The sequence below is a fragment of the Bradyrhizobium sp. sGM-13 genome, assembly GCF_018398875.1.
Taxonomy (GTDB): Bacteria; Pseudomonadota; Alphaproteobacteria; order Rhizobiales; family Xanthobacteraceae; genus Bradyrhizobium.
This window is the reverse complement of sequence record NZ_JAGWDK010000002.1, coordinates 92,936-104,914: the sequence shown is the minus strand read 5'-3', so window position 1 is coordinate 104,914 and position 11,979 is coordinate 92,936. Positions and strand designations below refer to the sequence as shown.

The following is an 11,979-nucleotide window of genomic DNA, read 5'->3' as shown; positions in this document are numbered from 1 at the left end:
CGGCGACCGCAGCACCTGGTCGTCTGATCGCGGGCTTCAGCGGCTAATCCGCGACGATCGCGCCGCCGAACTTGTAGTTCGCCCCGATCCTCACACCATCACTGGTCACCCGCGTGTTGGCGTCAAACGCAACCGCCGTGTTGAGCGCCACAGGCGGCGTCGAACGCACCGAGCCGAAATCCATATGGAGATATTCGAGCTTTGCGGTCCAGTTGCCTGTAAGCTGCTTCTCGAAACCGGCGCCGACAGCCCAGCCGAACCGATACAAGTGCCGATCCAGAGATGCCGTGGTTGCGACACCCGCATTGTCGAAACCTGCAACCGCCGTTGACGTCGTTATCTTGCCGAACGGAACGCCCACGGTGGCGTAGGCAAGCAGGTCCGGCGTCACAAGCGTTCCGACGCGCCCGCGAACCGAGGCTGCCCACCCCAAGCGATAGTCGAGGCTCGCCGTCACGGCGGCGTCAAGCGGAGCGAGCGCCGGGTTGCAGATGTTGCCGGAGCAAACGGTGACGCTGCTTCCGCTCTGGTTGCGATATTCAAAATCGCCTTCAATGCCTGCCAACATCCGGCCCGACATCCAGTTATAGCCGGCCTGTCCACCAATACTGGCGGTGTCGTGCGTGGACGACAGGCGGGCTCCGGCAAGCGAGGCACCGCTTGCAACGTCGTTGAACGCAGCGTTGGTAACGCTCTCACCCCTCAAATATCCGACATTGCCGCCGGCATAGATGCCCGCCCAGTTCCAGGCCGCCGCTTCGAGCGCGGGGCTCTTGTAGTAGCCGTTGCCGGCCGGCCGTCTCGCCGTGCCGATCCAGGTGCCGGGCGGGCCGCTTGGCCGGTCGACACCGTATTTGACGTTGAGAAAAAGCTTGAAGCCACGACCCGGCTGCAGGATCTCGTCCTTGTGGAATTGAACGGAGTTGCGAATGTTGGCGTTGAGCAGATTGTCGCAAACTACCCCGGTCGCGACCTCAACCGCGCCCCACGGCGAATCCTTCCAGAATTTCCGATGCTCAAGTTGTACCTTCACCAAATCATATCCGGCGGTCGGCGTGTCGAATTGCGGAATGTCGTTCTGCGCAAACGCGTGCAACACGCCGACGCGCGCGAACCAATTGTCGTTGCGCCAGTAGACGCCGCCGCCAAGGCGCATCGGAGGAATGCGCGGCACGTTGCTGCCGTCGGTGAAGGTCGCCCGCACCACATCATATTGGCCATCGAGGCCAAGGGTGCCATTGCCAAGTTGCGCGGCGTCCCACTGCCACGCCAGTTCGCCGCCGCGGAAAGTCGCGTCACGCTGATCGTAGTTGACCTGGATGTAATCGGTGCCGGCGCCGCATGAAGCAAACGTTTCCTGACAAAAGATACCGGTGGCGCGCGAGAAAATGAACTTGTCGTACGACGTGTAGTAGGCATTCGCGGCGAACCTGAAATCGCCATCCGTGCGCTTCAAGCCGATTTCCGCGGTATGCGCGGTTTCGATACCGAGGTTGGGGTTGCCGATCTTGAACGTCTTCTCCGAACCGTCGGGACCCTGGGCGAACAGTTCGAGAGCGCGCGGCGCACGTTCGATCCGTTGCAGCGTCAGGCTGGCTTCCAGCGAGGATGGAAGATCCTTGATGATACCGAAGCTGATGCTCTTCGGCATGAAGTCGAGCTTGGCGGCGGCCCTGCCCGGCTCATCCGGTGGTGGGAGAAAATTCGGCGGGAAAGTGAATGCCGTTCCCGCGACATTAACTCCCTCGATGCGGCCCGCCAGTTGCGTGCGCAGTGTGTCCGTGTGCCTGACTTCATTGAGGAAATACGCCGCCGCCGTTCTGGTCTGGGCCGGAAGCAGGATCGCCTGACCTGCCGTATCCAGTTGCTGGTAAGCGCCTTGCGCGCCGATAATGCTGGTCAGAGGACCGATCGGCGTGGAAAACGGCGCAAGTTCGAACTCGAGCTTGCCTTCGGTCTGCCGGTTCTTGAAGGTGGCGGTAATCTCCTGGAAGCCGGTGGTGGCGAGCACCGTCTCGTCGTGCCGGTACTCCGAATATCCGGTCCAGTACCTGATCGCGGCAAGCGCGCTTGCGTCCGGACGATATTCGCCCTTGGAGCTGATCTTGGTTTGCTCGAGATCGTTGTGCTGGCGGGCTTCCGCGGTCGCAATGCCGGGGACATGGTAGTCGCTGGTGAAACGGGAGACGGCGATGCCGGCATAACCGCCGTCGAAAAGCCAGGAGCCACCGACCGCTGCGCCTGCGCTTTGCGAAGCGGAATTCGGCTGCTTGCCGTTGAAGGCAGGCGCAGGGATTGGCGGGACCAGATACGGGTAACCCGGGACGCTGTAATCGCCGGAGGAGCGCCCGTAGATGTCGGCATGAACGGCGGCGTTGCGGCCGCCGGCATCCAGCAACAGGCCGCTCTCCCAGCCATTGTTGACGCTCGTCACACCCGACTTCAGTTCCGCAGCCACTCCCCCGAGCGGCGCAACGGTCGGAATCCGGTTGTTGTTGACGTCGACGACGCCGCCGACGGCTTGTGAGCCGTAGCGGAGCGCACCCGGTCCGCGAATGACATCGACCTTCTGGATGGCGAGAGGGTCGATCGGCACCGCGTGGTCCTGCGCGATGTCAGACACGTCGACCGCACCGACGCCGTTCTCCTGAATACGGACCTTTGCGTCCGACAGGCCACGCAAGATCGGGCGCGACGATTCCGTGGCAAGCCCTGCCGACGTCGCGCCGGGCATATTGGTGAACAGGCTGCCGAACCCACCGTTGCTGCTGCCGGTCTGGATCTGGTTGCTCCCGATCGTCGACAGCGGCGCGAATGGCGGATTGAAGGGTGACGTCGGCGCGGGCGCGGGCGTTGGGCCCGGCAGCGGCGCCGCCACGGTCGTCGAGCGCCGACCAGGCTCGCTGCGCGCGGCCCGCCGCGCGGGTTTAGGCTGACGCCCCTCGACGGTCACTTGCGGCATGTCGATTTCCGCCGGCGCGCTCGGCGTGGCTTGCGGTCCGGCCGCCGGGGCCGGCGCTGTCTGCGACGGAGCCGGCTCTGCCGGGGCTTGCCCCGCTGCCGGCGGCGCCGGAGCGGCTGGTTCGGCAGATGGCGCGGCGTGGGGCGTCGGTGGCGCGGGCGCCGCGGTTTGCGCGAGCGCCGCGGCGTGGCTCAACCAAACCACGGCCAGTGCCGATGTGCCCGCAAGGGCCATTCGCGTCGCGCGCATATTCATCCCCAACCGATCGCGCTTCAGCAACAGCACTAAGCTGTGACATCAAAACGTAGGTGAGGCTACATGTTAATGCTGGACCGTTAACTGTCAAGATGCTGCGAACGAGTCGCAAATTCCAGGCTCCGGCCTGTTGCAGATCGGCGACAAGCCGCCAACTTGCAATGTGGTCGGCAGCACGCCATGGTCGCGCCTCGTCTGGATGGATTCGCCTGGAAGGTGCAGTGGTGCGTAAGCCCTCGACAAATCGGGCCAAACCGATGACGCCGCTGCCTGCGGAACAAACGCAGGCGCGCCGATTCGGAAAGGCACGATCGGCGCGATCGACCGCGGTTCTGGAAGACTATGTCGAATTGATCTCGGATCTGCTCGGCACGACCGGCGAGGCGCGCCCGACCGACATCGCGCGCAGGCTGGGCGTATCGCACCCGACGGCGATCGACACCATTGCGCGGTTGAAGCGCGAAGACCTGGTTACGGCCCGCCCCTATCGCGGGGTGTTCCTGACCGAAAAGGGTGAGACCCTCGCCAAGCGCGTCCGCGCCCGTCACCGTCTGGTGGTCGACGTCTTGCTGGCGCTCGGCGTTCCGCAGGAAGCCGCGGAGGCTGATGCCGAGGGCATCGAACATCATGTTTCCGATGTGACGCTGAAGGCCTTCGCCGAATTTCTTCGCGAGGCCAAGGATCGCCGCAAGGCATGACGCGATAGATCGAGAGGGCGCTAGCCGGCTTTGCTCGTTTTACGTTCGCCGGTCACGGCATTTTCAGCCGCCCGGCTCATCAGCGACGCGTAGTCATGGCCGAACAGGATTTCGCAGAAGCGGATCGCCGCCTTGGCCTGCATCTGCCGGTAGGCGCGCGCCCTGGTGTCGGCGCCGCGCAGCGCCTGCACCAGGCTCTCGGTGGAATGCTCGACGTAGTGCTGCAGGTCGGAATAGGTCCGCAGGGTGACTTCGTTGATGGCGAGTTCGCTGGCATAGGTGCGGCACACCGCCACGAAGTCGATCAGGGCGGCGATCTCTTCGACCTCCGCGGCGTCGATCTTCGGCGCCGAAGCGATATCCTTGTCGGCGCGCTGGCGCAGGATGCGGCGGACCCGGCCGGGCACGCTCTCGATCTCCGACTGCAGCGAATTGGAAATATCTGCCCGGATCGACGTGAGCTGGCGGCCCCACGCGGAATCGTTGCGCAGATCGAGTTCGGTGCGCAAGCCCCGCACACCATCGTGCAGGATTTTCAGTTGGTCGCCGACATTATCGAAATGGCCGCGCCTGATGTCCGTGCGCAGGCAGGCCGTGAGAAACGAGAGATCGTGCAGCGCGATCGTGACGGCGATGCCGTAGGGCGTGGCCGCCACGCGAATCTCGTCATCCGAGGCCGCCATCTTGACCGCGAGACGGATGATCTGCCACGGCGCCGCCAGCCGCTGCATGATCAGCGACAGCGCGAACGGCAGCAATTGCGGCGTCTGCAACGACGGCACGTTGAGCGCCGAAGTCACCGTCTCGAGCTGGGAGGGCGTCAGCGCCCGAACCTGGCCGGGAAGCCGGCTGCCGAGCGTCTCCATCGCCTCACGGGCCCGCAGTACTGCGCCGATCGACAGCAAATCCTCGACAACGTTCGGCGGACCGATCCGCGAGAGCGCGCGATGCCTGTCGTCTCCCTGCACCGGAGTGGCGATCTTGACGATCGCCTCGGCTGCGGCGAGCTGGAATTTACGGGTCGCGGCTTCGAGACCCGCGGTGGAGCCGCTCAGCCTTATGTCGCTGATTGTCGTTTCGAATGCGCGCACGGCCTCGGGCGCGCCGTCGCGGCCCAGCCATTGCCAGACCGGCAGCAGCGACGCGCGCCGGATCTGCCCGGCGCGCACCGGAAAATTACCCTCGACGAGAAATGGCTCGAGCGGGCCGTACAACAGCCGCGCCGGATCGTCAGTGCGCGGACGGGCCTCGTCGTCTTCCTCGGCCCCGCGGACGACCTTGCGCAACTGCTCGAGCACGAAATTGGCGACTGCGAGGTCTTCCCCACGCTCGACGGCGCGCTCGAACTCCCGCATCAGCAGCGCCTGCGATTGAGGCGGGAGCTGGGCGAGATAGTCCCTCAGCCGCTCTGTCGATGTCTGACTCATTCGCCTGGTGTGGATATGTTTGTGTCACGCGGACGGCAAAGCGCGTCCACCGCCGATTTTAGAAGTGCGCGCGTTAAGAAGCCCTTTAGGAATAACGAAATCGGCGGCCGGGCAGCGCCGGACAGCGGCCCTTCAATCCCAGGTAATGCAGCCCGATAAGACGTTCATATCCCCGGCAACACCAGCTCTGCCCGCAGCCCGCCGATCGGGGCATCGCCCAGGACAAGGCTACCGCCATAGAGGCCGGCGAGATCGACCACGATCGAAAGCCCAAGCCCGGAGCCCGGCTTGGATTCGTCCAGGCGCTGGCCGCGCCGGGATACCTGCGCGCGCTCGGCAGCGGATAATCCGCGGCCATCGTCATCGACAATGAGCCGCAGCCGTGGCCCGGTGCCGGGCTCGGCCGGCGGTTCCGCCCGCACCTCGATGAATACCTGCGAGGCCGCCCATTTGCAGGCATTGTCGACCAGATTGCCGGCCATCTCCTCAAGGTCCTGGCGCTCGCCGCGGAACTTTGCCTGCGGGTCTGCCTTGACCGCGATCTTGACGCCACGATCCCGGTGGATCTTTTCCATGGTCCGCCGCAGCGCCTCGATGGCGGGCGCGACCTCGGTGACCGTGCCGACGATGGTGACGCGCGCGGCGATACGTGCGCGCTCAAGGTGATGCGCGACCTGATCCCGCATCACAAAAGCCTGCTCCAAAACCTTGTTCGCAAAGGGGTCCACCGTGTGGGCGGTGGCCTCGTTGACGATCACGGACAGCGGCGTCTTGATGGCATGGGCGAGGTTGCCGACATGGGTGCGCGCGCGCTCGACGATCTCGCGGTTGGCGTCGATCAGGGCGTTGGTCTCGCGCGCCAGCGGCGCGATCTCGACCGGAAATTGGCCCTCAAGCCGCTCGGCGCGTCCGGAGCGGATGTCGGCGATCGATTCCGAAATGCGCTTGAGCGGCGCCAACCCGAAGCGGACCTGGAAGATCGTGGTCAGGAGCAGCACGATGCCGAGCGCTGCAAAGGTGCCGCCGAGGTAATAATCGAAGGCGCGGATTTCGTCGAAAATCTCGGATGCGTCGCCAGCCACGCTGACCAGAAACTTGCCGTCGGCGCCGAGGTCGACCGGCCGTTCGACCACCCTCAGATCCTGGCCCTCCGGACCGTCGACGTAACCGAGACGGATCCCGGCCGGGGTCAACTCCGCGCCGATATCCTCGAGCTTCGGCAACTTCTTGTCCCATAGCGAACGCGAGGCCTTTGTTTCGGCCTTTTCGTCGGTCCGGACGATCTGCCAATACCAACCGGACAAGGGCAGTTCGAACAGCGGTTCGCCGAGCGACTGGAACTGTTGGTCAGGCGGCTCGTCCGGCGTTGCGACTTCGGCAATCAGGGTGCGGAGGTAGAGGTTGAGGCGGCGGTCGAAGGCGCGCTCGGTCGCGTTCCGGTAGACCGATGACAGGATCACGCCGGTGATAATCAGGATCACGACCACCCACGCGGTCGCCGACAGGAACAACCGCGTGGCGAGCGAACTTCCGCGCATCAGAACAAGATCCCGAAAAGCGTATCCCCAGGCTCCAATCCTGCGAATGGAGACGGGCCTTCGGATAAGATCATGCTCGAATAAAAGAGCAAGGCTCATCAGGCGCCCGGTGACGGCGGCGTCAAGAGATAGCCGAGCCCACGCACGGTCTGGATGATGTCGACGTCGAGCTTCTTGCGGATACGACCGACGAACACCTCGATAGTATTGGAGTCGCGGTCGAAGTCCTGGTCGTAGAGATGCTCGACCAGTTCAGTGCGCGACACCACGCGCCCGGTGTGATGCATCAGATAGGCCAGCAGCCGGTATTCGTGCGAGGTCATCTTGACCGGATTGCCTGAGACGCTGACCCGCCCGGTGCGGGTATCCAGCGAGACCGGGCCGCAGGTCAGTTCCGACTGGGCATGGCCGGTGGAGCGGCGCAGCAGCGCGCGAATGCGCGCCAGCACTTCTTCGAGGTGAAACGGCTTTGCGACGTAGTCGTCGGCACCGGCATCAAACCCCTGCACCTTGTCGCTCCAGCGGTCGCGCGCGGTGAGGATCAGGACCGGCATGGCCCGGCCGTTGCGGCGCCACGCCTCCAGGACCGAGATGCCGTCCATCTTCGGCAGCCCGATGTCGAGCACGACGGCGTCATAAGGCTCGCTGTCGCCCAGATAGTGCCCCTCCTCGCCGTCGAACGCGCGATCAACAACATAACCGGCATCCGTCAAAGCCGTCGTAAGCTGACGGTTGAGATCCGGATCGTCCTCAACAACAAGCAGGCGCAAGCTGGCCTCCAATAGTGAGCCCTACAATCAGTTCTCATGATGAGGCTCAGCGGGGTGAACGGGCCATGAACGAGGCACACCGGGCAGTGCGACTTTTTCGTCATCACGCTTTCCGCGGGCCCGGGCGCGCCCGCGAACCGCAGGCCCAACGCCTAACATGCCCGATCGGATGCCCCAAGGGGGCCGGCAGGTGCTTATGGCAACGGCTCCCGAAAAGGCCGGACCCACTTCCCAGCCGCGCGGATAAGCATCCCGGTCGCGCAGCCTCGGTCAGTCCCTTACGTGCGGAAGAATATGAACCAGACGATGCCAAGGATCAGAATCGCGAGCCCGGTCGATACCGTCAGGAGTGCAAGCACGGACGGACCGGGCTCGGCTTGGCGCGCCTCGGTCGGGGTTTCGACGATCTGGCCATGTCGTTTCGTTGCCATGGGGACCTCTTCGAGTAAGTGCCTGTAATGTTAGCGAATGCTCCGACATTGCCTGCGAAAGCAACGCATGATCGAATGTGATGTTCCGGGTATTGGGCCATGTCGCGCGGCCGCCGTGTTCAAAAAGGTCGCAGGCGCCGCCGCAGAACGGCCCCCTCGAGGGTTAACGCCATTCCGAGATTCCGTAGACCGGCATGTTTGAGACGGGGTCATCCGGTGGTATCCTTCCCCGGTCGTCTGTTGCGTATTTTGGAGTAGCCCATGGCCCCCCGCGCCAATTGGAAGGGTTTTCTGCGCCTGTCGCTCGTGACCTGTCCTGTCGCCCTCTATCCGGCGACCTCGGATACCGAGAAGGTCTCGTTCAACCAGATCAACCGCAAGACCGGCCATCGCATCAAATACGCCAAGGTCGACGCCGAGACCGGCGAGGAAGTCGCCAGCGAAGACATCATGAAGGGCTACAAGATCGATACCGACACCTACATCGAAGTGTCGAAGGATGAGCTAGACGACATCGCGCTGGAATCGACCCGCACCATCGAGATCGACGAATTCGTTCCGAAATCCGATATCGACGGCCGCTATCTGATCCGCCCCTATTATCTCGTGCCGGACGGCAAGGTCGGCCACGATGCGTTTGCGGTGATCCGTGAAACTATCCGCAGCATGGACAAGGTCGCGATCGGCCGCGTGGTACTGACCAACCGCGAGCACATTATCGCGCTGGAGCCGCTCGAGAATGGGTTGATGGGAACGCTGCTGCGCTATCCCTATGAAGTGCGCAATGAGAAGGAATATTTCGACGATATCCAGGACGTGAAGATCACCAAGGATATGCTTGATCTGGCAAGACATATCGTCGAGCAGAAATCCGCCTCATTCGAGCCCGAGCAGTTCGAGGACCGCTACGAGCAGGCGCTGATCGATCTGATCAACCAGAAGCGCAACGGCCTGAGCACGAAGGCCAAGGCGGCGCCGAAGACCGGCGGCAACGTCATCAACCTGATGGACGCGCTGAAGCGCAGCGTCGCCAGCGAGAAAGAGGCCGCCCCTGCCGCCGCCAAGGCCAAGGGCAAGAAGCCGAAGAAGGCCGCCGCCGGCCAACGCGAGATGCTGTTGCCGATCAGCGGTAGCGGAAAGCGCGCCGCCAAGGAGACGGCGAAGGAAGCGCCGAAGAAGGCGGAAAAGCCGGTGCGTACCGCCGCCCGCACCAAGAAGGCCGGATGATCGGGCAAGGAGCGCGATAGATAGCACCATCTAGCGCGCGATGCCGTGGTCGACCCCGTTCGATGATCCGATACCGCTTCGCGGCGGCCGTAAGCTCGCGACGCTGCAGCAGGCCGCCGACTATGTCATGGCATTGCCGGAGGAAGTGCAGCACGAGGCGCACTGGCAGGTCGCGGTGGAAAATCTGATCAACGCGGCCGAGACCGGCGGCGGCTGGCTGATGTTCGCGCGGATTGCGATGCTGCGGGCCCTCAATGCGGCGCCAAAAGACAAATAGCGCCGGTTTCAATCCCCGCCGCCGTCCCGTCCCCGCTGCCAAAGTCCAACCCGGCCTTGCCGCTACTTGAGCGAGGTGCTGATGTCGTTGAATTTCGAGTTGAGCGCGCTGCCGATGCCGTTGACGGCGGTGACAATCACGATGCTGAGGCCGGCCGCAATCAGGCAATACTCGATGGCGGTAGCGCCGCATTCATCGTCGACAAATCGCTCCAGTAATCGACGCATAGACAAACTCCTGTCGACGCTCCCCAAAATTCTCCCGCGCCATACTGCTTAAACTCTAGGTCGGAACGGTTGAAGCGGCCTTGCGGAACAGAATGAACGATTGATTAAGCGTGACGAGGAGTCCCGCCCGGAATCCTACGGTACGGACAATTTACCATCGATTGTGTGCCGACCAGCCACCCTCGCCCGATCGGCGTCTTGCGGACTGAGCGCACATGATTGCGCAGAAGCGCGAAGCGGGAAGGAATTACATCGGTCTCGTGCACGACGAGACCGAGGAGCAGCGGGTCGCCGACATCTCGGCGGCCACGAACTACCTTATCCTGGATCAGGTACTCGAGCTCATTGCGGCGATGTTCAGCCGCCGCGGCGAAGCGAGGTAGTCACCCCACCCGCCGCGGCGTTGAAGAAGGGACCGGGCAATGGCCCGGTCCGAGGATCGTTCTCAGAAGTTGCGCTGGGCGCGGAACTGGAGCAGGACCGTGTCCTGATCCTTGAACTCGTACAGCGCGTTCGGCTTCGGAGCGGTCGCCGCGAAGACCGAGGAGCCCGACATCTTCTGGTCGAGATGGAACCACTGGACTTCGCCCGAGAAGGTCAGGTTCTTGACCGGGGTCCAACGGGTAACGACGCCGAGCTGCGAGACGTTGAAGTCGGGGTTACAGGTGTAGTTGCCCGCAGCATTCCCGACCAACGCCTGACCGGAGTGGCTGGCAGCGAAAGCAGCGCAATAGGCGCCCTTGGCCGTCGAGGTCCCCGCACCGAGCAGATTGTCGTTCGCGCCACCGTCATACCTGACCGCGGAATAGCTGCCGAACAGGCTGGTCGACCAGTACGGATTCCAGTTGTGGTTGAACGCGCCGCGGACGCCCCAGGCCGTCGTCAAAGCGATACCGCCGGTACCGGCCGCGCCCGGGAAATAGACGCCGTCGGTGGTCGCGCCGAAGCCCACGCTCTGGTAGCCGAAGCCGCTATCGCCGAACATCGCAAAGTTGGGCGAGGTGCCGCTGGTGGCGATGACGTACTTGGTGGCGCCCTTCGCGTAGGATACGTCGAGCTTGATGTCGTCGCCTGCACCGGTCGGAATGTTCTTGATCTGCAACGCCGCCATCACCGCGCCGCCCCACTTGCTCTCGGGGTGGCCGCTGATTTCGGAAAACGCGGTCGGGACAGAGCCCGCGCCCAGCGTGTTGTACGAACCGCTCACTTCATGCGCGGCTGCCGAAAGCTGGAACAGGCCCCAGGCCTGGTCCACCCGGATTCTGCCGACGATGTCGGGCGCATGCACGCCGGCATAGGCGTTCGATCCGTTGCCGTTGGCGCCGATCGCCGACGGGATGCTCAGATTGTAGACGGCGGTGCGATCCCACACGGTTGGGTCATCGAGACCAATCGAAGCCGATACGCCGTTGCCGAACTCGGCGGTGTACTGGATGTTGTTGACGCCGGTGTCGGTATTCTGGCCGCCCAGCAAGGAGGAGTTGATATTGCCCGGGAAGCCCTGCCACGGCGTGGCATAGGCTGATGCGGACTTACCGAAGGTGAAACCGGCAAACTGAATGAAAACGTATTCGACCGCGACATATCCGCCGCCGGCCTGGTCAAGCAGGTTCGTATTGTTGCCGAGGTTGGTCGCGAGGTTGTTGGGGTTGAACGTGCTGCCGCCGAGCGTGGTGAACTGAATGTCAGCCTGGCCGAAGGTGCGGACGACGCCGTATTCGGTAGCGGTACGGGTATCGACCGTCAGCGCCATGCGGGAGCGGGCGACGAAGTAATTGGCATAGCGGTTCTGCTGACCGATATCACCGTTCCAGGCGGGGGCGCCGTGCGCGCCACCGTTGAACGTGACGTCCGCACGCAGATAGCCGCCGAGCTTGATGCAGGTGTCCGAGCCCGGGATGTAGAAAAAGCCGGCGCCGTAGAGCGAGCAGACCCTCACATATTCGACTGCCTTGGCCTTGACCGGAAGGTCGGCCGCCTGTGCCCCGCTCAGAGCCATCAGACCGGCTGCCGAGCTTAAAAGTAAAATCTGTGCCGTTTTCATTATTATAGTCTCCTGTTCGCGATGCCCCGCGACTCATGCAAGTTGTGTCCCGCGATGCCCCGCGTTTCATGCAAATGCATGCGCACACACCTAGTGCAAAAATCTCCAGCGAGAATGACAAGG

The 11,979-nt window shown here is 63.4% G+C and carries 11 protein-coding genes; 4 read left to right on the top strand and 7 right to left on the bottom strand.

Translation table 11 applies throughout. The annotated features are described in order from the left end of the window. Positions 1-43 precede the first annotated feature (43 nt). The gene (locus tag KJQ96_RS02945) at positions 44-2,962 is read right to left on the bottom strand and encodes a TonB-dependent receptor domain-containing protein (protein WP_213285215.1); all 2,919 of its coding nucleotides are present in this window, start codon (positions 2,960-2,962) and stop codon (positions 44-46) included. Between the two features lie 464 nt (positions 2,963-3,426). On the opposite strand from KJQ96_RS02945, the gene mntR reads away from it, so the two are divergent. Next, the gene (gene mntR, locus KJQ96_RS02940; RefSeq protein ID WP_375293134.1) at positions 3,427-3,915 is read left to right on the top strand and encodes a manganese-binding transcriptional regulator MntR; all 489 of its coding nucleotides are present in this window, start codon (positions 3,427-3,429) and stop codon (positions 3,913-3,915) included. Positions 3,916-3,935: 20 nt separating this feature from the next. Here the strand turns inward: mntR and KJQ96_RS02935 are convergent, their stop codons facing one another. From KJQ96_RS02935 to KJQ96_RS02920, 4 genes are all read right to left on the bottom strand, one after another. Continuing rightward, entirely contained in the window at positions 3,936-5,342 is a 1,407-nt protein-coding gene (locus KJQ96_RS02935; RefSeq protein WP_213285213.1) for a hypothetical protein, read from the bottom strand. 164 nt (positions 5,343-5,506) lie between these two features. Beyond that, positions 5,507-6,880 (bottom strand): sensor histidine kinase, encoded by a 1,374-nt coding sequence (locus tag KJQ96_RS02930; RefSeq protein WP_213285212.1) that lies wholly within the window; start codon positions 6,878-6,880, stop codon positions 5,507-5,509. 98 nt (positions 6,881-6,978) lie between these two features. Further along, positions 6,979-7,650 carry a response regulator transcription factor gene (locus tag KJQ96_RS02925; RefSeq protein WP_028348898.1) on the bottom strand — a complete coding sequence of 224 codons (672 nt, stop codon included), beginning with the start codon at positions 7,648-7,650 and terminating at the stop codon, positions 6,979-6,981. Positions 7,651-7,928: 278 nt separating this feature from the next. After that, a complete protein-coding gene (locus KJQ96_RS02920) occupies positions 7,929-8,081 on the bottom strand; it encodes a hypothetical protein (RefSeq protein ID WP_176722012.1) in 153 nt (50 codons plus the stop codon). A 261-nt stretch (positions 8,082-8,342) separates the two neighbouring features. Between KJQ96_RS02920 and KJQ96_RS02915 the strand changes: the two genes are divergently transcribed. Both KJQ96_RS02915 and KJQ96_RS02910 read left to right on the top strand, forming a co-directional pair. Continuing rightward, the gene (locus KJQ96_RS02915) at positions 8,343-9,308 is read left to right on the top strand and encodes a Ku protein (protein WP_213285211.1); all 966 of its coding nucleotides are present in this window, start codon (positions 8,343-8,345) and stop codon (positions 9,306-9,308) included. Positions 9,309-9,348: 40 nt separating this feature from the next. After that, the gene (locus KJQ96_RS02910) at positions 9,349-9,585 is read left to right on the top strand and encodes a hypothetical protein (protein WP_213285210.1); all 237 of its coding nucleotides are present in this window, start codon (positions 9,349-9,351) and stop codon (positions 9,583-9,585) included. Between the two features lie 62 nt (positions 9,586-9,647). Here KJQ96_RS02910 and KJQ96_RS02905 read toward each other — a convergent pair whose 3' ends face one another. Continuing rightward, positions 9,648-9,812, bottom strand: a complete 165-nt coding sequence (locus KJQ96_RS02905; RefSeq protein WP_213285209.1) for a Flp family type IVb pilin — start codon at positions 9,810-9,812, stop codon at positions 9,648-9,650. A 215-nt stretch (positions 9,813-10,027) separates the two neighbouring features. On the opposite strand from KJQ96_RS02905, the gene KJQ96_RS02900 reads away from it, so the two are divergent. Then, a complete protein-coding gene (locus KJQ96_RS02900; protein WP_213285208.1) occupies positions 10,028-10,195 on the top strand; it encodes a hypothetical protein in 168 nt (55 codons plus the stop codon). 62 nt (positions 10,196-10,257) lie between these two features. Here the strand turns inward: KJQ96_RS02900 and KJQ96_RS02895 are convergent, their stop codons facing one another. Continuing rightward, complete coding sequence (locus KJQ96_RS02895; protein ID WP_213285207.1) at positions 10,258-11,856, bottom strand: porin; 1,599 nt, start codon at positions 11,854-11,856, stop codon at positions 10,258-10,260. Positions 11,857-11,979: the final 123 nt, after the last annotated feature.

Coding starts and splice junctions, on each gene's coding strand:
- KJQ96_RS02945 (WP_213285215.1), bottom strand. CDS start 2,962: ATGCCGCAAGTGACCGTCGAGGGGCGTCAGCCTAAACCCGCGCGGCGG.
- KJQ96_RS02935 (WP_213285213.1), bottom strand. CDS start 5,342: ATGAGTCAGACATCGACAGAGCGGCTGAGGGACTATCTCGCCCAGCTC.
- KJQ96_RS02930 (WP_213285212.1), bottom strand. CDS start 6,880: ATGCGCGGAAGTTCGCTCGCCACGCGGTTGTTCCTGTCGGCGACCGCG.
- KJQ96_RS02920 (WP_176722012.1), bottom strand. CDS start 8,081: ATGGCAACGAAACGACATGGCCAGATCGTCGAAACCCCGACCGAGGCG.
- KJQ96_RS02915 (WP_213285211.1), top strand. CDS start 8,343: ATGGCCCCCCGCGCCAATTGGAAGGGTTTTCTGCGCCTGTCGCTCGTG.
- KJQ96_RS02910 (WP_213285210.1), top strand. CDS start 9,349: ATGCCGTGGTCGACCCCGTTCGATGATCCGATACCGCTTCGCGGCGGC.
- KJQ96_RS02905 (WP_213285209.1), bottom strand. CDS start 9,812: ATGCGTCGATTACTGGAGCGATTTGTCGACGATGAATGCGGCGCTACC.
- KJQ96_RS02900 (WP_213285208.1), top strand. CDS start 10,028: ATGATTGCGCAGAAGCGCGAAGCGGGAAGGAATTACATCGGTCTCGTG.
- KJQ96_RS02895 (WP_213285207.1), bottom strand. CDS start 11,856: ATGAAAACGGCACAGATTTTACTTTTAAGCTCGGCAGCCGGTCTGATG.